Genomic DNA, 24,429 nt, shown 5'->3' with positions numbered 1-24,429 from the left:
GGCCCAGCCGATCATGATCGGCTGGGCCACCGCCGCGTTGCAGCCGAGTACAGCCCGCTCGGGCTCCTTGCTCTCAGTCGCGGATCGCGGCGAAGATCCGCTGGTCGAGCATGTGCATCGGATGATCGGCGTCGGGCAGCACCAGCATGGGAGTGAACCCTGAACTGGTGAGCTGATCACGCCACTCGTCTTCGGTGAGGAAAATCCGCGCCCCGGCTCGGATGTCGGAACTGCCGGGGTGCGGTTGACCGGGGCCTGCCGACATCAGGAATTTCATGGATGTCAGCAGCTGGAAGTTCGCCCGGCACGCCTCGATGAAGACAACCGCGCCACCGGGGTTGAGCAGGTCGTGTAGCTGGCGGAGAGTTTCGCCGATGTGGTGGGCATTGTGCACGACATTGGCCGCGAGCACGATGTCGTAGGGCGGCTGCTCCCCGAGGTCGGTATTGAGGTCCATGATTCCGTATCGCATCCACGGATATTCGGAGAACCGCTTCTGCGCCGCGGCGAGGAAGAAGGTCGACAGGTCGGTGAAGTGGTAGTCCACGGACAGTCCCGACAGTCCGGCCAGGACATCATTGGTTGTTCCTCCGATACCGGCCCCCAATTCGAGTATCCGGATCGGTGATCGGTCGCGTTCCAGTCGCTCGGCTATGCCCGCGACGATCTCGCGGGCGGCGGTATTGAGATAGCTACTGATGATGTTGTCCCGATATGCGGCTTCGGCGGTGAGCATGTCGCCGTCGGGGAACAACAACTCCTGGACGCGAACGCGGTCCTGCGCGAGTTCGGTCAGGTGCTCATCGGACCGCTGCAGGAAGGTCGCGAACTCGGGCGAGTAGCCCAGGTCGGCACACACTGCGAACAAGTCGGGACGAGCCGGCGCCGGTACCGGACCCACGGCGCGATAGCCGTGCGCCGGGACGTGCTCGAGACAACCGTGTGTCGTGAGCTCGTCGAGCCAGCGCTGTAGCAACCACCGATGTCGCGGTGCGAATTCCAGACGCGTGGCGATCTCGTCCACGGTGTGGACGGCGCCATCCCGCAGTACCGGATCCAGGGTCTCCATCATCGCTCGCAGCCCGAAGGTGTCCAGATCCGCGCGTGCGGAGCGCATTCGGTCGGGATCCAGATCGGCTGGCACTGCGTGCGCCGCTGCCAGCCGCGCACGCTCGGCGATGTCCACGGGCTTCGTGGCGTGCACTGCTCGCGCCGGGCGCACCGATTCCGCGGGAACGTCGGGCTGTTCGGAGGATACAGGGCGTGCCGGTGTGCCCGTCCTCGCCGGAATCGGCGCGTGCGAACGGACCAGCCCCACGACGTCATCGACGGACGCTCCGCCGAGAAGCTGCGCGACGGGCAGGTCGTGACCGAACTCCCCGTTGACTCGTCGACGGAATTCCAACGCCTGCAGAGAATCCAGACCGATCGCGACCATCGGAACGGAGGTGTCGATGGTAGCGACGCGATCCACACCGATGACCTCTGCCAGCAGCTTCACCATGCGTCGCGGCAAGTCCTCCCCGGCACCGGGTGCATGGTCCGCGGCGGCCGGTGCAGCCAGCTGCGACAGCAGGGGCCCGTATCCGTATGCCTCGAGAGCGGAATGCGCGCGGCTCCAATCGAACGCCGCGACGATTGCATTCGTGTGGAGTCCATTCGATCCGAGTGCGATCGCGTCAGCGGGATTCATCGGAACGACGCCCGCTCCAGCGAGCTTCGCCGCGCCCGCGGCGCCGAGATCGAGATGTACCGTCCATTGCCCCCACTGCACCGAAACGCAATCGAGTCCCTCGGCCCGCAGCCGGTGCGCCATCGCATCGAGCATCCGGTTGGCGGCCGCGTAGACGACTTGTCCGCGTCCACCGATCGTCGCCGCCATCGACGAGCACAGCAGCACGCGGCAGTTCTGTGCGCGGGGGAGTACCTCCAGCACCTGCGAGATGCCGATGACCTTCGTCCGCAACGCCTGGTCGACCTTCTCGCTGGTGATCTGCGCCAGCTCGACATCCGCATAGTCGACCGCGGCATGAATGATCAGGTCCGCGGGCGTATCGCAATGTTCTTCCGCCAATCGCGAGACAGCGGACTTGTCGCGTACATCGCAGCGTATGGTGCGGATTTCGGCCGTACCCGTCCGGCGAATGCGGGCCAACTGGTCGGCGATCGCCGGGGTCTCACCTGATCTGCCCACCAGCGTGACGCGGCGCGCGCCGTTGCGGGCGAAGTGAGCGCAGAACTCCAGTCCGAGGTTGCCTGTGCCACCGATGATGACGACGTTCTCCGGCCGCGCGCCGAGCGCATCCGGAGTCATCCGTTCCGCATCGACGAGTCGCTTGGCGTACAAGCTGTCGCCACGCACCGCCAGTTCCGGTTCACCTGCGGTGTGTATCGCCGCGATGATCGCGCCGGCGGAATCCGGTCGCGTCTGTTCGGGCAACAGATCCAGATGGCGGAAGGCGACGCCGGGGTATTCGGCGCCGATGCACCGGAATCCCGCACTGGCCGCGGCGTGCACCGGGTGCGGCGGCGCGTCCTCGGCCACCACAGTTTCTCCGCCGGCCGTCAGCAGCCAGCAATCGGTCACTTCGCCACCCAATCCTGGCCACCACGATCGCAGTCCGAAGAATTCGGCGGTTCGCGCCACGGCGCTGTGGTCGTCCAGCGGCCCGGGGTTGGCGAGCAACACCACGACTGTGTCGACATCACCGCTGTCGCCGTCGTTCTCGATGTCGATCATGCGCGCCGTGGCGCCGTAGTTCTCCGCTTCGGCGCACAGCGCCGAAGCGAGTTCCGCACAGGCGCCGGTGTGATCGATGAGGCCGAGTTTGCGTGGCGGGACCAGTGAGCGTTGCACCAACCGCACCCAATCCTCGACCAGCAGTTGTGCGGGTGTCGCGGCGGCATTCTCCGGGTTGCCGGTGACCTGCTCGGTGACCGATGACGCGGCGGCGTGCTCGGCCGGTGGGGTAACCGGCCCGGCCGATGCGGCCGAGGGGGAGTTGTATGGCAACCACAACCGCAGCTCGTTCATCCGCACATTCGGGAAGTCGGGCAACGGCAGCGGAATCGTTTTCTCGGATTCGGTGCGCAGCCGGTCCCACGAGTAGTCCACGTCGCTGATCGCCAGAACCGCCAGATTTCGCGCGAATTCGCTCAGATCGGTGGCGGTACGACTGGACGTACCGGTCACCGTGGCGCTGTGCTCGGCCGCGACAACGCTCAGATTCTCCTGGATCGACAGCTGCAACGTCGGATGTTCGGCGAGTTCGACGAAGGTGTCCACCTGTCGTGCGACCGCCGCGGCGACCGCCTTGTCGAATCGGACGATGTTGCGCAGATTCCAGAACCAGTACTCGTCGACGGGCAGGTCGGAGGTGATCGGGCCGCCGAGCGTGGCCCCGATGCACTCGATCTTCGTCTCGCTGAAGTAATGGCTGCTCAGCCTGCTCTTCACCGCATCCCGGACGTCGTCGCCGAGCTGGTTGATCGAACTGGTATGCGCGGGGTACCGGACGCGGATCACCCGGGCGAAGGTGCCACGCTCGGTGAGCGTATCCACGACGTCCTGCACTGTGCCGCGGTCACCCGATATGCCGACCATGTGCGGAGAATTGATCACCGACAACTGCGCCCATCCCGAGCGGCGCGCGAGCAAGTCCTCGCATTCGTCGCGGTCGGCGGCGACGACCGCCATCGCGTAGTCATCGGAGGCGATCCCGTCCACGGCGTGTGCCCGCGTGCCGACGATGAGGATCGCATCGGCCAGCGTCATCTTGCCCGACACATACGCCGCCGCGATCTCGCCCTGGCTGTGCCCGATCGTGACGTCGGGTTCGATGCCCACGGCCCGCCACATCGCGGCGAGCGCGGCCATCTGCAGGAACAGCGCAGGTTGCACGATTCCCGCGCTGTCGTCGGCCGGGAAATCCTCATCGAGAACGTAGGTCAGCGGCGACGCGCCGAAGAGTTCGTGGAAGATCTCGTCACAGCGGTCGGCTTCGGCACGGAACGCGGGGGAGCCTTCGTAGTAGAGCCTGCCCATTCCGGGGCGCTGACCGCCTTGCCCCGGGAATACGAACGCGCGCCGGCGGGGCGTGGCGGGACCGTCGTTACGGACTACCGCAGGGTGCGCAGTGCCCTCCGCGACGGCCCGCAGCGTGGTGGCGAGGTCGTCTCGGCCGGTGACCATAGCCACGGCTCTGTGTCGGCGCGCGACCCGGGTGCGGAACAGCATCTCCGCGACGCGGCGTGGTGATGCCTCGGGACGATCCGTGACGTAGGAGAGGATGGCCGCGGCCTCGTCTCGTAGCAGGTCAGGCGTATCCGCCGACAGGAGAACCGGAATGGTGCCGTCGGGCAGTCGATAGTCAGAAATCGTCGCGCTCCTCACGAACGGGCATCGCAATGATTGCGTGCGCATTGGCTCCGCCTGCGCCGAACGAGGACACGGCGCCGTAGCGCGCGCCGTTCGTCGGCTCCCACGGCAGCAGTTTCGTGGCCAGCCGCAGGCTCGACCGATCCCAATCCACTTTCGTAGTCGGGTTCTCCGAGAACAGGCTCGGCGGGATATGACCGTGCTCGCCGGCCAGCAGCAGCTTGATCAATCCGAGCATTCCCGCTGCGGCCTGCGCGTGTCCGGCGTTCGATTTCACCGAACCCAACAGCACATCGGCTCCCGCGCAGCCGTAGGTATTCTGCAGTGCGGTCAACTCGACCGGGTCGCCGGCGCGAGTAGCGGTGCCGTGCCCCTCGATCATTCCGACTTCGGCGGGGTCGATCCCCGCGATATCGATAGTTTTACGGATCAGCCGTTCCTGGGCATGCGCGCGAGGAACCAGGATGGGCTTCCCTTTGCCATTGTGGTTGGTAGCGGTGGCCAGGATGCGACCGTAGATACGGTGTCCCAGCCGACGGGCGCGCGCCTCGGGCTCGACGAGCACCACACCCGCGCCTTCACTCCACAGAGTGCCGGTGGCGTCGTCAGCGTACGACCGGCAATGCCCATCAGCCGAAAGGGCGTTGTTCTTCGCGAATTCGTAGAACGCCACCGGCGATCCCATCACGCAGACGGCGCCGGCGAGCGCCCATTCGCATTCTCCCGCTCGTACTGCCGCGGCCGCAAGATGCAATGCGGTCAATGACGACGCGCAGGCGGAGTCGATACACATCGACGGTCCGCCCAGACCCAGGCAGTGTGAGATCCGGCCCGCGACGCCCAGTTGTCCGAAGCCGACGATCCGATGTCCGCTGTAGGCGTTGACCTCCGCGGCTCGCGGGCCGTATTCCATCGGAGATGCGCCGATGAAGCAGCCGCCGTCCTCGCCGTCGAGCGCGCCGGGATTGATTCCGGCGTTTTCCAGTGCCTTCCACGCAACCCGCATGCCGACCCGCTGCTGTGGGTCCATCGCAATGGCTTCCCGTTGCGTGATGCCGAAGAAGGAGGGATCGAAGGCCGCTGCGCCGTCGAGGAATCCGCCCGCGTCGCGGACCTGTCCCCATCCGTCGATGCGGGAAACGGACAGCAGATCATCGAGCGGCCAACCCCGGTCGCGCGGGAACGGGCCGACCAGTTCCCTCGATTCGGCAAGCGCGGACCAGAACGAACGAGGGCTGTCGATTCCGCCCGGCGCCTCGACGGCCATTCCGGAAATGACTATTCCTTCACGGCTCTCGGCCGTCGCTGTTGTCATGACAGATCCCCGTTACTCACGCTGTCCGCTCGGGTTGCGCGCACGGCGCCAACAAATCCGCGATAGCGCCGGCGTGGTCGTTCAGATAGAAGTGTCCCCCGTCGAACATCGTGACCTCTATTTCCTCGGCGTGTTTGGCCCAGCCGTAGAGATCTCGCATCGTGACGACCGGATCCTGGTCACCGCAGATCGCGTGGATGCGCGTTGTCACCTTGACGGTTTCGGCGCAGGAATAGGCATCGAATGCCTGGTAGTCGCGTTTGATGACCGGCAGCGCCATCTTCATGACCTCCCGGTTGGCGAAGACATCGGCGCTGGTGCCTTCCAACATGCCGAGGTGATCGAGTATTTCCTGGTCATCGGTCGGATGCGGTGGTTTGTCCGCGGCGTGGCAGGGCGCGACCGCCGCCGAGATCGTGAGTTGTCGCACGTCGACACCGGCGGCTTCGGCAAGCCGGACGAACTCGAACGAGATCAGCGCTCCCATGCTGTGGCCGAATGTGATGATCGGCACACCGCGGTTGTATTCCGATTGCCGGAATTCGGCGAAGGCCCCTGCGGCGATTTCCGGGAGGGTGGCCAACGCTTGCTCTGTCGCTCGATCCTGGCGCCCCGGGTATTGGAAGACGATGACGTCGAAATTCCTGCTCAATGCCTGAGAGAAGACGCGGTAGGAGGATGCGCCGGCGCCCGCATGCGGAAAGATCAAGAGTGGGAGGAGTTCAGCTGAATTCGGCTTGTGGAACTGCCTGATCCAACTCGGTCTGCGCTGCATGTACTACTCCACATCTCGATCGCTCTCGCTCGACGATCCGCACCAGGATGGCCGCACATCGAGCGCCGGAATCGAAATCCCGTGCCCTCCTGCATACGGTCCGCTGTGGCGAGCCTCGAGCCGAATGATAGGTAAGGCTATCATAACTTGGACGACTGTACGTGTCTGCGCGGGTATTGCGTTGCGGGCCATGGATCTCCGCGTTCCGGCGGGCATCGGGTCGCCGCCGGACCTGGTCGGACGCGGACCGCCTGGCGGGGCAATATTGTGTAGGCTAACCTAAGTCGCTAGGTTGAGCGGGCCTGAGGGATATCAGGTGCAAGGCAACAGGTAGGTGAGTTCGATCCGCACTGTCGTTGTGTTGCTGATGTCCGAGAACAACCGCTGAGGAGTCGGCTTCATGTCGGAGAAGACACAAGCGCCCGTGGCCGCGCGTGATTCGGCGGCGCTGCCGGAAATCGAGGACGTGCTCGCGTTGAGCCCGTTGCAGGAGGGCCTGTTCTCCCTGGCCGAATTGGCCGGCGCGGACGATCTCTACATCATGCAGATCGAGATCGAGATCACCGGTCCGGTCGATGTGGCGCTGTTGCGCCGCAGCGTCGAGGCGATCGTGCGGCGGCACGCCAACCTGCGTGCGGTGTTCTGGGACCGGGATCTGCCCAGGCCGGTGCAGATCGTGCCGCGCTCCATCGAGCTGCCGTGGTTCGAACGTGCGGCTGACGCACGGGGATTCGCCGCCATCGCGGAATCGGAAGCGCGTCGCGGTTTCGACTTGGAGCGCGGCCCGGCCTTGCGGGTCGTGCTCGCGACGCTGCCCGACGGGTCGCGCAGGATGATTCTGACCGCGCATCACATCCTGATGGACGGATGGTCACTCGGCGTGTTCTTCCGCGAGGTCTTCGCGGTGTATCAGGCGGGTGGGTCAGCCGCCGCGCTGCCCGCGCCCCGGCCCTACCGCGACTACATCGGCTGGCTTTCGGCCCGCGACAGCGACGCCGACCTGCGCCTGTGGGCCGAGTACCTCGGCGATGTCGAGCCGCTCATCCTCGGTGACCGCTCATCATCGATCGTCAACACGATCGTGCCGGAAGTTCACAAGCTGACGCTCGACGCGGTCGACACCGACCGGGTACGGCGCTGGGCGGGCGCGCACGGACTGACCATGAACACCGTGGTGCAGTTCGCCTGGGCTCTCGTGCTGGGCAGGCTCACCGACCGTCGCGAAGTGGTGTTCGGCACCACCGTCTCGGGACGACCCGATGAACTGTCCGGCGTAGAGACGATGATCGGGCTGTTCATCAACACCATCCCCGTGCGAATCCAGCTGGGCACGGGAGAATTCGATGCCGACCGGGTCGCCGGAACCTGCGCGCAGCTGCAGCGCGAGGCGGCGGCGATGCGGGACATCGGTTACTTGAGCTTGTCGACCATCCAGCGCGCGGTAGGCCGAGGCGCGCTCTTCGACACCCTTTTCGTCTTCGAGAACGCCCCGGTCGCCGACGTGTTCGGGACGATCACCACGACCGATGGCGCCCGATTTCAAATGTCGGTATCGCAAGGCCTCACTCACTACCCGCTGGCGGTGGTGTCGTATCTGCTGAACGGCGAGTTGTCGGTGGGAGTCGAGGCCGTCCCCGCGTTGCTCGGCCAGCTGTCGGTCTCGGATCTGGTCGCCCGGCTCGTCTCCGTCCTGCGTCGGCTGCCAACCCTCGGCGAGGCGGATCGGGGTGCGTTGGATGTGCTGTTGCCGCACGAACGTCCAAGTCCTCCGGAGCGAACGGCGCAGGACGTACTCGGCGCGACGGTGCCGGAGCTGTTCGCCCGTCAGGTCGCGGCGACGCCGGACGCTCTCGCGCTGACCACCGAAAACGAGCGGTACACCTACCGCGAGTTGTCCGAGTCCGCGTCCCGCTTGGCGACTGCGTTGACACAGCGCGGGATCGGCGCCGAAGACGTCGTCGCACTTGCCTTGCCGCGATCCGCGCGGTCGATCGTAGCGATCCTGGGGGTGCTCGCCACCGGGGCCGCGTACGTTCCGGTCGACATCGACCTCCCTTCTTCGCGCATCGAATCCATTGTGCGCCAATCCAAGCCGTGCCTGGCGCTGGTAAACGGCGGGGGCGCCGCCGCACTGGCGGAAGTCGCCGGCCTTCCCCCAGTGCTCGCAGTGAGCGACGCGCTCGACACGCCAGGTCCGGCGACGGCCTCACCAGCGTTCGAGCCCGCGCAGTGTGCCTACTTGATCTTCACGTCCGGTTCGACAGGAGAGCCCAAGGGCGTGATGGGTACCCACGCGGCGCTGGTGAGCTACTTCGCCGACCACCGCGACCGGGTCTACCGGCCTGCGGTGGCCCGATTGGGTCGGCCGTTGCGGATCGCGCACGCCTGGTCGTTGAGTTTCGACGCCTCCTGGCAGCCGCTGATCGGGTTGCTCGACGGCCATACGATCCACCTGTTCGATGCCGAGGACATGCGGGACGCGCAACGGCTCGTCGACGGCATGAACCTGCACCGAGTGGACATGATCGACACGACCCCTTCGATGTTCGCTCAGTTGGCGGCAGCCGGGTTGATCGATGATCGTGGCACCACCGGACCTGCGGTCCTGGCGTTGGGTGGCGAGGCCATCGGGGTGCCGTTGTGGAAACAGCTGTGTGCGCTGCCGAACACCGCGGTGTACAACTGCTACGGGCCTACCGAGACGACGGTCGAGGCCGTGGTCGCCTCCGTGGCCGACGCCGCCGCGACGCCGGCGATCGGCGCTCCGACCGCGGGCATGACCGGATACGTCCTCGATTCGGGGCTTCGGGCGGTCCCGGACGGTGTCGTCGGTGAGCTCTACCTGTCCGGCGCGCAGCTGGCCCGCGGCTACGTGGGGAAGTCGGGTGTCACCGCGGAACGATTCGTCGCGGACCCTTTCCGCCCCGGTGAGCGGATGTATCGCACCGGAGATCTGGTCCGGCGGTTGTCCTCCGGTGCTCTGGCGTATCTCGGACGCGCGGACGGCCAAGTGAAGATTCGCGGCTACCGCATCGAGATCGGTGACATCGAAACCGCGCTGCTGTCGTCTCCGCGGGTGCGTGCGGCCGCGGTGATCGCGGTACGTCGCCCGAGCGGGCCGACCCTGGTTGGGTTCGTGGTCGGCGCGGACTGCACGACCACGCAGGTGCGCGCGGACCTCGCCGAGCGCTTGCCCGCATACATGATTCCGCAGCGCATTCTGGCCCTCGACGCCCTCCCGGTGACCGCCAACGGCAAGCTCGACGCCCGGCAACTGGAGGCGATAGCGCGGGAAGCGCTGTCCGGCGCAGGGGCAGAAGCCCCGAAGACCGAGACCGAACGGAGCCTCTGCACTGTGGTCGCCGAACTGACCGGGGGCGCGAAGCCCGGTGTCGAGGACGATCTGGTCGAGTTCGGCCTCGACAGTATCGTCGCCATCTCATTGGTGAACGCCCTGCGCGGGAGGGGAATATCGACCAGCCCGCGGATGGTGCTCACCGCGGGCACGATCCGGGAACTGGCCGCGCGGATCGATTCCGGAGCGACACCGAGCCGCGCGGCCACGGCGGAGGACTACGGCGCCGTCGGCCGAGTCCCCATCCTGTCGTGGATGCACGAGCACGGCGGATATCGCAGATTGTCGCTGTGCACCCTGCTGGAGCTTCCCCAGGAAGTCGACCAGCCGACACTGGCGGCCGCCCTGCAGTCCGTCCTGGACGGTCACGACCTGTTGCGGTCCCGCTTCAGCGAGACCGCCACCGGATACGACCTGCACACCCGCGAGCCGGGTTGTGTCCGCGCGGCCGAGATCCTGACTCGGGTGGAGGAGGGCGCGGACTTCCGGGAGACCCTCGCGACCCACGCGCGCAGCGCCGCGGCGCAGATCGACCCGCTCGCCGGTGACCTGGTGCGCGCGGTCTGGTTCACCCGATCCGAGGCTCCCGACCTGCTCCTGCTTTCGATTCATCACGTCGCGGTCGACCCGGTTTCCTGGTACATCATCTGCGCCGATCTAGCTGAGAGCTGGGCCCGGTTCACCCCGCAGGACCATACCGCCGCCGCGCGGATCCCGGCCTTGGATACACCGGGCGAGTACACCGGATACCGCTTGTGGGCGGAGCGGATCCGGGCGCGCGCCGGCGCGCCGGACGTTGCCGCCCAGCGCGAATACTGGCTGCGCCAGTCCGCCGGACCGGATCCGGTGCTCGGTGCTAGGCGTCCCGATCCGAAGACCGACACGCTGTCCTCGTGTCACGTCCACCCCGTGCTGGTCCCGGTCGAGACTACGGCCGCGATTCTCGATGGCCTCGTCGGCGAGCTCGGCGTCCGCGAGTTCCTTCTCGCCGCGCTCACCATGACTTTGGCGACTTGGCGCGTCTCGCGTGGCCAGGATCCGACCGGCGGGGCATATGTCGCGATGGAAGGCCACGGTCGAGAAGACGCGTTGCTCGGCGAAGATATCGATACGTCGCGCACGGTCGGTTGGTTCACCAGCATATTCCCGGCGCGCTTCGGGGCGGGTACGGATTACGTGGATATTGTCGCGGCACAGGACGAACCGGCCAGCGCGAGGGCACTGATCGATGCCATCGCCGCACAGCTGGCCGAGATCCCGAATCGGGGTCTGGATTACGGCGTGCTTCGCTATCTCGAGGAAGTACCCGAACTCGTCGGTGCACCGGAGCCGCAGGTGCTGTTCGACTATCTCGGGCGCCTCGATCTCGTCGGTGCGAACAAGCCGTGGACGCCGGTGACCGATACCGACCTGCTCGAGCGACTTCCGATGTCACCCGAACCCGCATTCCCGCTTCGGCACGCGATCGACGTGATCGCGGCCGTGCACGCGACCCCGGCGGGCCCGCAGTTGGTCACTCTGCTGCGCTGGAGCGACGCCGTGTTCACCGAAGCCGACGTGCATCGGTTCGCCGGAATATGGCGCGCCGCCGTCGCATCGCTCGAACGCGCGTTGTCGCCGATCTCGGTCGACCGCACAGCGGTTTCCGACCTGTGATCCGCCGGCCCGCAAGCTCCCCCGTCGATTGAAGGACGACCATGTCAGAAGATATTCTCGAGCGTCGGAAGCAACTACTGCAGCAGCGACTGCGTGCGCAGAACCTGCAGGCGCCTACACCGACAACCGTGCCTGCCCGAAGCGGTGGCGAGCCGAGCCCGCTTTCGGCCGCGCAGCGCCGCATGTGGTTCGTGCAGCAGCTCGATCCCGGCGACACCACGCTGAACGTGTGCGTCGCTTACCGCTTGGACGGTGAGCTGGAGCCCGAACGGCTCCGTGCGGCGTGCGCCACCGTGGTGGCCCGGCACGAGATCCTGCGTACCACCTACCACGTCGACAAGTCCGGCGAGCCGTATCAGGTCTCTCGCGCCGAGGCCGAGTTCTCCTGGCAGGAGCATGACCTCACCGAACTGCCGGAAAGCGGCCGGAGCCGGCGGATCGAAGTACTCGCGCGCCGGGAGTTCGCTCGTCCCTTCGACCTGTCCTCCGATTCGCCACTGCGTGCGACGCTGGTGCGTACCGGCGCGGCCGAGCACGTCCTCATCTTGGTCGTCCATCACATCAGCTGGGACGACGATTCCTGGCCGGTGTTCTTCGCCGAGATGAACGCGGGCTATCGCGATGCCGTGCTGCCGGAGATCCGCGCGCAATACGTGGATGTCGACGCTGCCGGGCAGGACGGGGAAATCGTCGCCGCCGATCTGGATTATTGGCGCGCCGAGTTGATTCCTCTGCCCGAGCGACTAGAGCTGCCAGGCAAACACGCGGGAAGCGCGCGGTCGAAGAACGCGGGCCGTTGTGTGCGACGACTGGCGCCGGAGCTTCTGAGCAGGGTCGCCGCCATCGGGCGGGAGCACTCGGCGAGCCCGTTCACCGTCCTGCTGACGGCTTTCGAGGCAGTGGTGCATCGCTACACGGCGGCGACGGATTTCCTCGTATCGGTACCGGTGACCAACCGCACCGGCCGCGGCGCCGAGGCCCTCATCGGCTACTTCGGTAACACGGTGCTGATCCGCGCTACCCCCGATGGTGACGAGACCTTCGCCACCCTTCTCGATGCGACCAAAGCCACCTCCCTCGACGCATTCGCACACCAGCGTGCCGGCGTAGATCAGGTGATCCACGCGGTGAGCCCCGAACGAGTGGCCGGACGAGACGGCTTGGCACAGCTCGTCCAGCTGAGTTTCACCACGCGCAGCGCCGCCAATGGGTTCCGACTCCCCGGAATCGAGTGCACCGAATTGGCGCTGGGCAGCGCGGTCGCCCAAGAGGAACTGGGCCTGATGGTGATTCTCGATGACGCGGAGCCTCGCGTCGAGGCCACCTATCTGATCGACGAACTGGACGAGCGCCTCATCGAGCAGTTCCTCGACCACTACATCCAGCTGCTCGACAGCGCACTGCGCGAGCCGAACCGGCGCCTGCACGACATCGACATGCTCGGCGCCGATCGTGCCGACGTCCTCGAAGCCTCGCATGGCACGCTCGTCCCCGAGCGCCCGACCACGGTGGTCGCCCTGCTGGAGGACCAGGTCGCCGCGATGCCCGAACGTGTCGCGGTGGCTTCGGACGAGGTCGAACTCAGCTTCCACACGCTGAACCAGCGTGCGAATCGGCTGGCGCACTGGCTGATCAGCCACGGTATCGGCGCCGAGGATATCGTCGCGCTGAGAATGGCGACCTCCGTCGAATTCGTCGTCGGGACCGTGGCCACGCTCAAGGCAGGCGCGGCCTATCTGCCGATCGATCCCGCCTACCCGGAGGAGCGGATCGACTATCTGCTCGGCGACGCCAGGCCGAGACTCACCCTCGATGCCGAGGCATTCGCTGCGGCGGAAGGGGCCGCGGCGGCGCTGCCCGACACGAATCCGCTCGATTCGCAACGGGTTGCTCCGTTGCGACCGTCGAACACCGCGTACGTGATCTACACCTCTGGTTCCACCGGCAGGCCGAAAGGTGTCTGCGTTCCACACGAGGCGATCGCCGAGCATCTGACGAGCTTCGTCGCGCAGTGGGACCTCACCGCGCAGGACCGGGTATTGCAATCGACCTCGGTGAGTTTCGACGCATCGGTGGCGGACATCTTCCTCACCTTGGTGGCGGGCGCACGGGTGGTCATCCCGAAACCGCACGCCTACCGCGATATTCCCTACGTCGCGGACCTGGTAACCCGCCACGAGATATCAGTGCTGCACATGGTGCCCTCGATGCTGGCGACCTTTCTGATGCTCCCCGACGTCAATGACTGGCGGACACTCCGGCACGTCCCGGTGGGCGGCGAGGCGTTGCCTGGCGAAGTTGCCGACCGGTTCACCTCGCTCTTCGACGCCGAGTTGCGCAACCATTACGGGCCCACCGAAGCGGTTGTGTGCTCCACGCACATGGCGGTCGAGGGACCGCAGGGTACCGGGATCGTGCCGATCGGCGTTCCGAATCGCAACGTCTACGTCTACCTTCTCGATGATGCCTTGCAATTGGTGCCCAACGGCGTGGTCGGCGAGATCTACCTCGGCGGTCGCCAGCTGGCCCGCGGCTATCTGCATCGCCCCGGCCTGACCGCGGAACGCTTCGTCGCCGATCCGTTCCTGCCGGGCGGACGGCTGTACCGCACCGGAGACCTCGCCCGCCGCAACGCCGCCGGCGAGCTCGAATTCGTCGGCCGCGCGGACGAACAGGTCAAGGTGCGCGGATATCGGATCGAGCTAGGCGAGGTGGAAGCCGCGCTCACCGACCACAACGATGTCGCACACGCCGTCGTGGTGGTCACCGAGCACGAGTCGCTCGGTCCCATTCTCGCGGCCTACCTCGTGCCCGTGCCGGCCGCCGACCTCGACATCGACGCGGTCCGCGCGCATATCGCGGCAACATTGCCCGAGTACATGGTCCCGATGGCATTCACGGTGATCGACGAAATCCCGCTCACCGCGCACGGGAAACTCGACAAGCGCGCGCTGCCGACACCCGCACCGACGCTGGCGCGCACCTACCGGGAGCCACGGACGCCGACCGAGATCCGGGTGGCCGACCTCTACCGCAAGCTGTTCGACCGCGACCGGATCGGTGCCGACGACTCCTTCTTCGAACTCGGTGGCCACTCGCTGCTGGCGGCGCGGCTGATCTCGATGATCCGTGCGGAGTTCGGTATCGAGATCGACATGCGGGTTCCGTTCGACACCCCGACCGTCACCGGGCTGAGCGCGCATCTTGTCGCCCAGTTCCTCGACGAGTTCGGCGTCGACATCGATGAGGTCGCCGCATTCGACGAGCCGGGCGGTGAACCGGCCGGGGAGACCGAGACCGTTGCCGAGGCTCGGATATCCGCCCGGCCGGATCTGGTGCGACGGCCGCGGCCGGAACATATCCCGCTGTCCTACTCGCAACGGGTGTACTGGTTGCAGCGGCGGCTCGAGGGCGCGATCGACGGCGAGAACGTCGCTTATCCGCTCCGTTTCGACGGTCCGCTCGACCTCGAAGCCCTCCGTAGCGCCATCGATGACGTCGTGGCCCGCCACGAGTCGCTGCGCACCACGTTCCCGGAGCACGAAGGAACGCCGTACCAGCAGGTGCACCCGGCCGGCCCGGTGCCGGTGCCCACCATCGAACTCGGCGGTGGGGCGCTCGATGCCGCCGCCGAACTCGAGGGGGAGCTGGCACAGGACGCGGCTTACGTCTTCGATCTGCAAGGCGAACCGCTGTTGCGACTTCGCCTGTTCATCCTCGATCCGCAGACGCATGTGCTATCGATCCTGATGCACCACATCATCGCCGACCGGCGCTCATGCCAGATCTTCGTCGCCGATCTCACGCGGGCTTATCGCGCCCGGTTGCGCGGCGAATCGCCGGACTGGCCGGAACTCGGCATCCAGTTCGCCGATTTCGCGATGTGGGAGCGCGAGGTCTTCGACCGAGGGCCGGGGCGCGGCGAGGTCAGCGCGTACGGGCAGGCGTTGCTCGATGATTGGCGCGAGGCGCTGGCCGGAATGCCGGACGAGATCGCCGTCGCCCACGACCGGCCGCGTCCACCGGTGCTCGGACACAACGGCCTGAGTACCACCAGAGTCGTCCCCGCGGCCACCTGGCAGATCGCCAAGGCGCATGCCGAGGCGGCCGGCGCGACCGACTTCATGCTGTGCCAGGCGGTGAGTGCCGCGACCGTGCACGCGCTCGGTGGGGGCGAGGACCTGCCGATCGGCGTCGCCGTAGCGAATCGTCTCGACGCGGTGACCGAGGACATGATCGGGCTGTTCGCCAATATGGTGGTACTGCGCAACGACCTATCCGGTGACCCGACGCCGCGCGTGGTGCTCGGCAGGGTGCGTGACTCGGCGCTGGACGCCATCACCAGGCAGGGCGTGCCCTTCGAGCGGTTGGTCGAAACGCTCAACCCGCCCCGGTCGCTGTCTCGCAATCCGCTGTTCCAGGTGGTGATGCACTTCCGCAGCCGCGTGCAGCCGACCGACCTCACCGAGGACGGCGCGACGGTCGTGACCAGTATCGCCAAGTACTACGAAGTCTCGTTCATGGACTTCCACCTCGACTACACCGCGGAGGCCAACGGTGACCTGACGGCGCGGGTCGTGGTCAATTCGGATCTCTATGACGCGACGACCGGCGAGATCTTCGCTGATGTGCTGGTGAAGGTGATCGAAGCCTTCACCGAGCAGCCCGATCGAGCGCTCGGTGAACTGGATATCCTGCCGGATGGCTGGGATGCCACCAGATCTGTCGTACATCAGGCATCGACCGCGGTGGCGTCCGATCATCGGGTCGAAACCGCGGCCGCATCGCTGGAAACCGATACCGAGCGCACCCTGGCTTCGATTCTCGAACAGCTTCTCGACATCACCGATATCGGTCGTGAAGACGGCTTCTTCGCACTCGGCGGCGACAGTGTCATCGCGATCCAATGGGCCGCCAGGGCCGGCGAGGCAGGGCTACCGCTGGCGCCACAGATGGTGTTCGAGTATTTCACCATCGCGGAGCTGGCCGCCGCGGTGGACGACGCCATCGCGAATCCGCCCACCGCCGAGTCCTCCGAGCCGGAAAAGGAGGATCGCCATCACGCCCCGATGTCGGTTTCCGGCCTCGATGACGACGCGCTGCGGGCATTGCGCGAATCCTGGTCGGCGCGAGGCTGACCGCCCGCGTTACCGAAAGACGAGGTCCCAGCGCTTTTCGGCGCTGGGACCTCGTATTATGTTGTGCCTGGACAGGGATCGTTCGCGAGCGAGCGAGTCAGCGCGGTGGCGCCGAACCGACGATCATGCTGCCGACGCTGCACTCCTCCAATTCATCGACCCCCGCCGCCGCGACGAAAGCGGCGGTGTCGCCGAACCCTTGGGCGCATGCGCCGAGGCCCATGGCGGTCGCCGCCAGATAGAGCGTCTGCATCAGGACGCCGACATGTTTGAGAATAACGGCGTAGGCGACCTGCTCGTAGGTCCACATCACCCGGCCGGACCGTGCCGCCATGACGAGGAGAACCTGAGGTTCGGCGCCGTTGGTCAACGTCGCGGACGTGGACTTCAAAAGCCGGACTACCGCGGGCGAATCCGCCGCCGCGACCGGCCGCAGCACATGGTCGAACGAGTCGTAGTGGTACATCCCGGGTGCAAGACCGGCGACATTGCGCACGATCGGATAGATCTCCAGTTCGTAGACGCTGCCGCCCGAGGGGTAGGGGCGTGATACCAGTTCCTCCCCCTCGCCTGCCGGGCGCGTACTGCGGGTCCGGGCCGTTCGGTAAAGCAATTCGGCCAGCTGATCGCTGGTGATCGGCCGCGCGTCATCGAAAGCTCTGGTCGAAACTCGGTCCTCGAGCACCGTCGTCAAGGTCGGGTCATCGACCCTTGCGGCCGCCAGATCGGGGACGGTCAACGCGACCGGCTCGCCGGGATAGTTCGCCTTGCGTGCCGGTGGCTGCGCGAACCTGCCCTTCGCCCACTTGGTGGGGCCGAAGTTCTCCCAGGTGATGGTGCGGTCACCCAGGGTGCTGCGGCGATGGAACCACAGATCCGGCGGGTTCCAGCTGCGTGTGGTGAACTCCTGGTCCTCAGCGTCCGAATCCGTGACCAGGAAGCCGCACCAGTGCAGATCTTCGGTGAACCGCGAGATGAGCGCGATCGGCAGATCGATATCGGCCGCGGCAGGGTGATCGAGCAGTGTAAGCAGGCGTAGATCGTGGATGCGCAGGTCGCACCACGCCAGCGGGTGTTCCAGTACGAAGCCGTTCGAGTCCCGGTGCAGCACGGCGAACTTCGACAGCGTCACCCGTTCACAGACCGGCGCTGCCGGTCGTGGGCCGGGCAGTGCGAACGGACGGATGGTGTAGAGGTCGCGCCCGCTGTCGCGCACCGTGACAGTCAACCAGCCACCGCTGGCGAGCCGGTCCATCAGGTCCGTGACCTCAGCTCCGCCCGCTGCCGTGGACATCTCCGACACTGTCGCGGGGCCGCGGTTGAGCGCCTTCAGCGCTTGGAGCTGGCCGGCGGGGAGGCCGGTCAGCTTCTCGTTGCGCGGCGGATTCAGCAGAATCGCGCCCGTGGGCATCGTCAGGCAGGTGGCGTCCTCCCGCAAGGCGAACCTGGTCTGGTCGGGATATCTGACGGCGGGCAAACCGCTAACCTCCGCTTGTCGAACCAATTCGATCGGTGCGCTGCCTATTTCGAGGCCGCGGCGAACGCGGGCGAGATCTTGTCCAGGATGTAGGGCACCGAGAGCGCGGTCGGCTGGTTCACGGCGCTGATCTCCTGGGTGGTCAGGAACACGACCGAGCCCTTTTTCACGGCGGGCAGCTCGGCGTATCCCGGCAGGTTGCGATAGGCCTCATCCATGCCGGGGGAGTAGCCGGCCAACAACAGATCAGCGGTGAGTTCGTCGGCGCGCTCCGGCGACAGTGCCAGACGACCCTGGCTGGAGGGCTGCTCGGTGAGATTCTTCGGGATGGTGAGACCGAGCTGGGCGAAGACCTTGGCAGAGCCGTCGTTCTGGTCGGTGAGCACCATCAGCTGGGTAGGCCCGCTAAGCCAGGTGCTGGCGAAGGTCTTGCCTTTCAGTCCTGGGTTGGTCGCGATGATCCCCTCGATCTTCTTGTCCACGTTCGAGATCACCGCACTCGCCTCATCCTGCTTGCGCAGCACCTTGCCCAGCGTGGTCACCTGGTCCTGCCACGGGGTGACGGTGTCTTTGGTAAGGCCGGGCAGAGTGGGCGCGACCTTGGTGAGCTCGTCATAGTTCTTCTGATCGGCGAGAAACGTGTCGGCGAGAATGAGATCAGGCTCCAGCGCGGCGACCTGCTCTGCGATATTGCCCATCGGGTTGAGAACCTTCGCGGATTCCAGTGACTTCGGCTCCCACGGGGGTGCGCTCTGGGAGACCATGGCGATGGTGTCGACGTAGCCGACCGGGTTCACGCCCAGCGCCAGCGTGGCATCCAGCCACTGGTTGCCGAGGGCAACGATCTTCTTCGGGGTTCCCTCGATGGTGGTTTCTCCACGCGCGTGGGTAATGGTGATCCGATCACCGGAAGCGGATTCGTCGTCCGACGAGCCGCACGCGGTGACGCCGAGTGTGAGTGCGCCGGCCAGCACGGCTACCGCCGCCCTCGCCCAAACGCGGGGTGCTCGAACACGCTTCATCGTTGAACCTCCTTCATCGGGGAACCTCCCCAACTCGGCGTACAGAGCCGAATTCAGCCAAGGCTAACCTATCTTCCGGGTGCCTGAGAAGGCGGTCCGAGCGGCTGACCTCATCCACCTGTTCGCCTGCACCAGGCTCGACAGACACCGGAGGCATGCGCTCGAGCATCGGTTGACCGAGTGACTCGGATTGATCCATGCGCGCGAAGCGCGGCTCGATTGGCCGCCTTGGGTGTGGGGTTCTACTGTGCACCACGATGACATCAACACCGCCCGCTGTGTTCGCCGCGACGATGGTCCTCGTGGTCCTCGTGTCCATCGGACGCTGGTTGCTGGTCAACGACGCCGTAGCGGACCAGCTGATCAATCGCGCACTGAGATGGGACGTCGCAGCCGTGCTGATCGGCTACCTGGTGGCTACGGTCGGGGGTGAGGCGGCGCTGGGGCAGCAGCTGTTCATGAGTCTCGGCGTTTTCGCGTTGGCCTATTCCTATGGCTTCGCCAGGCTGCTGGACGGTGCCAGCCCAGAGGGCGTCGGCGCGCGGCAACGCCGATACAACGCGATCGCGGCGATATTCGCACTGGTCACTTGGGTATGCGCGGTGTCGGAGCGGCTCGGCGCCGACCTGCGCTCGATCCTCGACTGGGAAGGGTTGCTGTGGTCGGTGTCGTGTTTGTTCACCGGCTGTATCGGTGTGCTGCTGGCTCGCGTATGCGTCCGGGAACTCCGGCTGGGGACGCCGGTCCTGCGGGAGCGACTGACGTACTCGGCGCTGCTCGTATTCGGGCTCTACTGCCTGCTGTCCACGACGGGTGGGATCGTCCAGGTCGCGGGGGGTGCTGTACCGGGCTCTCCCGGCCTCGGATGGGCTGTTGCCTCGATCGTCGCGTTCGGCTTCCTCGCGGCCCTCGTATCGATTCCACTGCTGGAGGCGCTGATGATGCGCGCCGGCTTGGATCGGGACGCTCGCTATTGCCGCCGATTGCAGCCCCTGTGGCGTGATCTCACTACGGCGGTTCCCGAAGTCGTTCTGCCGCAGCGCCATTTCGAGTCGGCATCACGCTTGTACCGGATGACCGTCGAGATCCAGGACGCGCTGATTCTGCTCCGGCAGTATGCGCCGACATCGGTCAACCAGCAGGTGGCGGCCGACCGTCGGCAAGCCATTCGCGTCGCCTCCGCGGCGCGTCTGCAACAGTGCGGCGCGATCGCGCCCGCGGCCCCCGGCGATCACGCGGACCAGCTCCGTTACCTGCTGGACCTTGCGCGCCGCTGGCCGCGCGGCGTCGATCCGGCGGGTGAGCGGGACGGTTCGGTTCACCCATCGGATGGCGACGGGCAGCACGGGCGACTGTTCGGCGGATGGCGCGGTCACCGAAAGGTCCGAACGTTTCTCCACCGAACGCTTCCGCACCGAACAGCGTGATAGGCGCTCGCCAATGGCCGAAGCCTGTAGCGGTGGTCGGCTATGGTGCGGATTCGTCACAAGCGGCTGCGACGGCGGTGGTATCCCAATAGAAGGGACGCACCTCGGCGATGCGGCCGTCCGTGAACCCGATCGTCTGCAGGATCGGGAAGTTGATCTCTCGGCCCGTCGCGCGTGCCCGTGCGCGTATCTCGGTGTGTACCACGGCGGTTTCGCCGGTCGCCAGGAATCGTTGCGCGAGCAGGTCGAAAACCTCCCAGGTCGCACTCATCGCGCGGAAGAACCGCTCCATGCCGTCGTGGCCGCGCCAGGTTCCGCCATACGGCAGGCTCTCGGCCTGATGCAGCACCACCGAAGGGTGGAAGAAGGGAACGAGCAGCGCGAATGAGGCGCTGCCCGGTCCTCCTGCCGCCAGGTACTCCGCTTCGGCCGCGTACATCCCCGTCAGCACGGTCATCGGGTCGGTCGTGGTCATGCGGTCAGTCTGGTGGTTCGGCGCGAGCATGACCGGCGGTAATCGGACGTCGCGCTGATCGGCCCGCGGCGGACCCGTCCCGCCACGCCTCGCCTGGCGGGAACCGCGGCGGCAGGATCGCCCGCCGCGACGGGCTCCTGGCGGGTGTCGTGGCGCAGGCCGATGGACATGACCTCGGACGGCTCATCCGAGTTCCCTATGGGTCCACCGTTCCGCTGCGTTCACCGAGTTGTCCACACCTGTGACGGTTGTGCACAGGGTTGGGAAATCAGCTGGTGGGCCACGATCTCGTGGTTGAGCCGCGAGGCATGCTCGGCGTATGCGACCAGGCTTGGAGCAATTGCGGGACAAGCAGTTCGGGGTGTTCACCGCGATGCAGATACAGCTCGAGTACAGCCGCGCCGAACTGCGCGCCCGGATCGATAGTGGTGAGTGGGTGCGGGTATTCCGTGGGGTGTACCGCGAGGCGGCTACCCCGGCGTCACCCGGCCTGCGGGTCGAGGCCGCGCGGTTGTCCTTGGGGCTGGAATCCCTGGTTGCCGCCTACCACACCGCCGCCGAGCTGCACGGGTTCGCCGTCTTGGACGATCGGCCGACCGACGTGCTGGGCATACGGGCCTCGCGCTCGCGTCGGCTCGTCGTGCATCGCGAGCGAGTCGATCCGGCGGAATTGGAACTGGTGCGCGGGACCGTCGCCACCAACGCCGTCCGTACCGCCGTCGACCTCGCTCGCACACTGCCCCGGATGGACGCGCTGGCAACGCTGCACGCGGCGCTGCGCAGGGGAATCCCACCCGCCGCGCTAGCCGTCGAACTCGACAAGCACGTGGGTCGGCGTGGTCGACGGCAGGCAGCCGAATTGATCGCGACCGCCGCACGCGGCATGTCGGCCGACGTCGGGTGGTCCGCTGGACCGACGCTCGAGCTCATGCGCGCCGGGGACCGAGAACCGGTTCCGACGGCCCGGGTTCCGGACGTCGGTCCAGAGCCGTGGGCGCCGCGAATTCGTCCGGGCCGCCGGCCGGCATCCCGCTGGGCGCGGGTTCGCCCCGCGCCCGCGGCTGCCACGCCTTTGAATCAGAAGGTGACGCGCTGATCGGCCGGCAGGAACAGCTTGTCGCCTTCCTTCACCTCAAAAGTCTCGTAGAACTCCGCGAGGTTCCGGACGACCTGGTTGCAGCGGAATTCCGCGGGGGAGTGGGTGTCGGCGGCGAGGTAGCGGACCGTCAGTTCCTTGGTCTGCTTCTCCCGCCAGCTGCGGGCCCAGGACAGGAACATGGTGCGGTAGTCGGGGTTGTCGATACCGCGGCGTTTCTCCGCGATGCGGAAGGCGGCCAGCGTGATCTGCAGCCCACGGACATCGGCGAGGTTCTCCCCGACGGTGAGCTCGCCGTTGACGTGCTGACTCGGCTCGAGGCCCTCCGGCACCAGCACGTTGTACTGCTCGACCAGTTGCTTGGCCTTGGCGTCGAACGCGGCGCGGTCCTCGGGTGTCCACCAGTCGCGGCGATTGCCGTCCCCGTCGTACTTGGAACCCTGGTCGTCGAAGCCGTGACCGATCTCGTGTCCGATGGTCGACCCGACAGCGCCGAAATTGACCGCGGGCAGGGCGTCTTTGTCGAAGAAGGGCGGCTGGAGATAGGCGGCCGGGAAGACGATCTGATTGGAGGTCGCCGAGTAGTACGCGTTCACCGTTTGCGGCGACATGCCCCATTCGGTCTTGTCGACCGGGGTGCCAAGGCGCGCGAACGCTCGCTTGACCTCGAAATCGTTGATGGCGAGCAAGGACTCGATCAGCTTGCCCTTGGTGATCTTCAGCTTGGAGTAGTCGACCCACTTGTCCGGGTAGCCGATCTTGGGATCGATCTTGTCCAGCTTCTCCAGCGACGCCGTCCTGGTCGCGGGCGACATCCAGGTCGAATTGGTGAAGTTCTCCCGATAGGCGGCGATCACGTCGGCCAGCATCTCCTTGGCCCGTTCCTTGGCGTCGGGCGGGAAGTGCTCGGCCACGTACAGTTTCCCGAGCTGCTCGCCGAGCTTGTCGTCGACGATCCCGACGCCGTACTTCCAGCGTTCCGGGCGCTCGTCCTGCCCGTTGAGCACCTTTCCTTTGAAATCGAAGTTGGCGTCGTTGATGGCCTTGGGAAGGTAGGGGGCAAACTCCCGCAGCACGTACAGCCGGAGGTAGTCCCGCCACGTCGCGATATCTACCTCGGTCCACAACTGGCCCGCCGCCGTGATGAAGGACGGCTGGTTGACCACCATCGTCGCGAACAGCTCGCGCGGGCGGTCGGTGTTCCCGGCCAGCCACGGATCCCAGTCGAAGCCCGGGGCGAGCGCGGTCATATCGGCCCAGCTGTACAAGTTGTAGGTCGCGTCGGTGTCGCGGTTGCGCACGTTGTCCCAGTGCGCGGATGCGATCCGCTTCTCCAGGTCGAACACCCGCTGGGCGATTCCGGCCGGATCGGCCCACCCCGCGCCCGCCGCGATGCGCTCGAGGAAGGTTCGGTACTGCGCGAGCACCTCGCCGTACTCCGGCTTCCGGTAGTACTGCTCGCCGAGTCCGAGGCCGGATTGGCCGACGGAGGGGATGTAGGCGTCGGAATTCTTCCGGTCGACGCCGATGCCGAGCCCGATCAGACCGCCGATCGGCAATTCGGCCATCACCTTCGCCAGGTCCGGCTTGGTGGCGGCTCCGTCGATCTTGGCGAACAACGCCGCCAGCGGGGTGACGCCGAGCCGTTCGATCTCGTCCCAGTCCAGGCGCGCGTCGTAGAGGTCCTTGATCTGCTGCGCTTCCGAGCCGGGCTCCGGATCCCGGATACCGTCGATGATCTCCCGCAGCTGCTGCTGTGTGCGCTCGGCCGCCTCGCTCGTGGAGCCGAAGGCGACCTTGTCCGGCGGCAGCTGGTATTCCCGCAGCCACTTCCCGTTGACGTGCCGGTACAGGTCGTCCTGCGGCCGGATCGTCTCGTCCGCTCCGGCGAGATCGACGCCGGTGAGCGTCCGGCTCGCGGGCTCGGCCTCGTTCGAGCACGCGACCAGCGCGGCGGCGGCGGGCACCGCTCCGAGTGCGATCAGGAAGGCACGACGATCCAGCTTCCCTGGACGACCGGTAGATGTCACGAGAATCCTCTCCCCGACGCGGCGTTGCCGCAGATGTACGAAGGCAGCCTTGCAGGACACGAGGCTACCGGCGCGGCGCCGGTCCAGCCCGGATTCGGGCACGGGCGCCGTTGTGTGTGTGTGTGGCCCGCGGGCTGCCCGGTCGCGCCCCCGATTTGGGAACGACCTGCGGATTCCCATACACTAGACCGGTTGCCTGCGGGAGCTGTGCCCGCAATCCGGCAGTGAACCCCCAGTGGTTGGTTCCGCGTTTCTTGCTCGAACCGAGAAAACCGCTGGCAGGCG

The 24,429-nt window shown here is 66.5% G+C and carries 11 protein-coding genes; 4 read left to right on the top strand and 7 right to left on the bottom strand.

What is annotated here, in order from left to right:
* Positions 1-73: 73 nt before the first annotated feature.
* From nbtC to K8O92_04260, 3 genes are read right to left on the bottom strand one after another with little or no spacing between them, the layout of a single operon-like run.
* Positions 74-4,423, bottom strand: coding sequence for a nocobactin polyketide synthase NbtC (nbtC, locus tag K8O92_04270; protein ID UAK33215.1), 4,350 nt, complete (start codon positions 4,421-4,423; stop codon positions 74-76).
* Complete coding sequence (locus K8O92_04265; protein UAK33214.1) at positions 4,371-5,693, bottom strand: polyketide synthase; 1,323 nt, start codon at positions 5,691-5,693, stop codon at positions 4,371-4,373. The genes nbtC and K8O92_04265 overlap by 53 nt, the downstream gene beginning before the upstream one ends.
* A 16-nt stretch (positions 5,694-5,709) precedes the next feature.
* Positions 5,710-6,468, bottom strand: coding sequence for an alpha/beta fold hydrolase (locus K8O92_04260; GenBank protein ID UAK33213.1), 759 nt, complete (start codon positions 6,466-6,468; stop codon positions 5,710-5,712).
* A 400-nt stretch (positions 6,469-6,868) separates the two neighbouring features.
* On the opposite strand from K8O92_04260, the gene K8O92_04255 reads away from it, so the two are divergent.
* Both K8O92_04255 and K8O92_04250 read left to right on the top strand, forming a co-directional pair.
* On the top strand, positions 6,869-11,479 hold the full coding sequence (locus K8O92_04255; protein ID UAK33212.1) for an amino acid adenylation domain-containing protein: 4,611 nt from the start codon (positions 6,869-6,871) through the stop codon (positions 11,477-11,479).
* A 41-nt stretch (positions 11,480-11,520) separates the two neighbouring features.
* The gene (locus tag K8O92_04250; GenBank protein UAK33211.1) at positions 11,521-16,617 is read left to right on the top strand and encodes an amino acid adenylation domain-containing protein; all 5,097 of its coding nucleotides are present in this window, start codon (positions 11,521-11,523) and stop codon (positions 16,615-16,617) included.
* A gap of 97 nt (positions 16,618-16,714) precedes the next feature.
* Here the strand turns inward: K8O92_04250 and K8O92_04245 are convergent, their stop codons facing one another.
* Both K8O92_04245 and K8O92_04240 read right to left on the bottom strand, forming a co-directional pair.
* Complete coding sequence (locus tag K8O92_04245) at positions 16,715-18,028, bottom strand: SagB family peptide dehydrogenase (protein ID UAK35426.1); 1,314 nt, start codon at positions 18,026-18,028, stop codon at positions 16,715-16,717.
* Between the two features lie 110 nt (positions 18,029-18,138).
* Positions 18,139-19,116, bottom strand: coding sequence for an ABC transporter substrate-binding protein (locus tag K8O92_04240; GenBank protein UAK33210.1), 978 nt, complete (start codon positions 19,114-19,116; stop codon positions 18,139-18,141).
* 257 nt (positions 19,117-19,373) lie between these two features.
* Here K8O92_04240 and K8O92_04235 point away from each other — a divergent pair, with 257 nt between their 5' ends.
* Positions 19,374-20,543: a hypothetical protein gene (locus K8O92_04235; protein ID UAK33209.1), complete on the top strand. Its 1,170-nt coding sequence runs from the start codon at positions 19,374-19,376 to the stop codon at positions 20,541-20,543.
* A gap of 40 nt (positions 20,544-20,583) precedes the next feature.
* Here K8O92_04235 and K8O92_04230 read toward each other — a convergent pair whose 3' ends face one another.
* Positions 20,584-21,048 (bottom strand): nuclear transport factor 2 family protein, encoded by a 465-nt coding sequence (locus tag K8O92_04230; GenBank protein ID UAK33208.1) that lies wholly within the window; start codon positions 21,046-21,048, stop codon positions 20,584-20,586.
* A gap of 289 nt (positions 21,049-21,337) precedes the next feature.
* Between K8O92_04230 and K8O92_04225 the strand changes: the two genes are divergently transcribed.
* Complete coding sequence (locus tag K8O92_04225; protein ID UAK33207.1) at positions 21,338-22,114, top strand: type IV toxin-antitoxin system AbiEi family antitoxin domain-containing protein; 777 nt, start codon at positions 21,338-21,340, stop codon at positions 22,112-22,114.
* Here the strand turns inward: K8O92_04225 and K8O92_04220 are convergent.
* Positions 22,096-24,117: a M13 family metallopeptidase gene (locus tag K8O92_04220; protein ID UAK35425.1), complete on the bottom strand. Its 2,022-nt coding sequence runs from the start codon at positions 24,115-24,117 to the stop codon at positions 22,096-22,098. The two genes, K8O92_04225 and K8O92_04220, sit on opposite strands and share 19 nt — an antisense overlap.
* Between the last annotated feature and the right edge of the window lie 312 nt (positions 24,118-24,429).

It is taken from the genome of Nocardia asteroides, from assembly GCA_019930625.1.
GTDB lineage: Bacteria > Actinomycetota > Actinomycetes > Mycobacteriales > Mycobacteriaceae > Nocardia > Nocardia sputi.
Note: the sequence above shows the minus strand (reverse complement) of the source record. Positions and strands in the feature narration are given on the sequence as shown.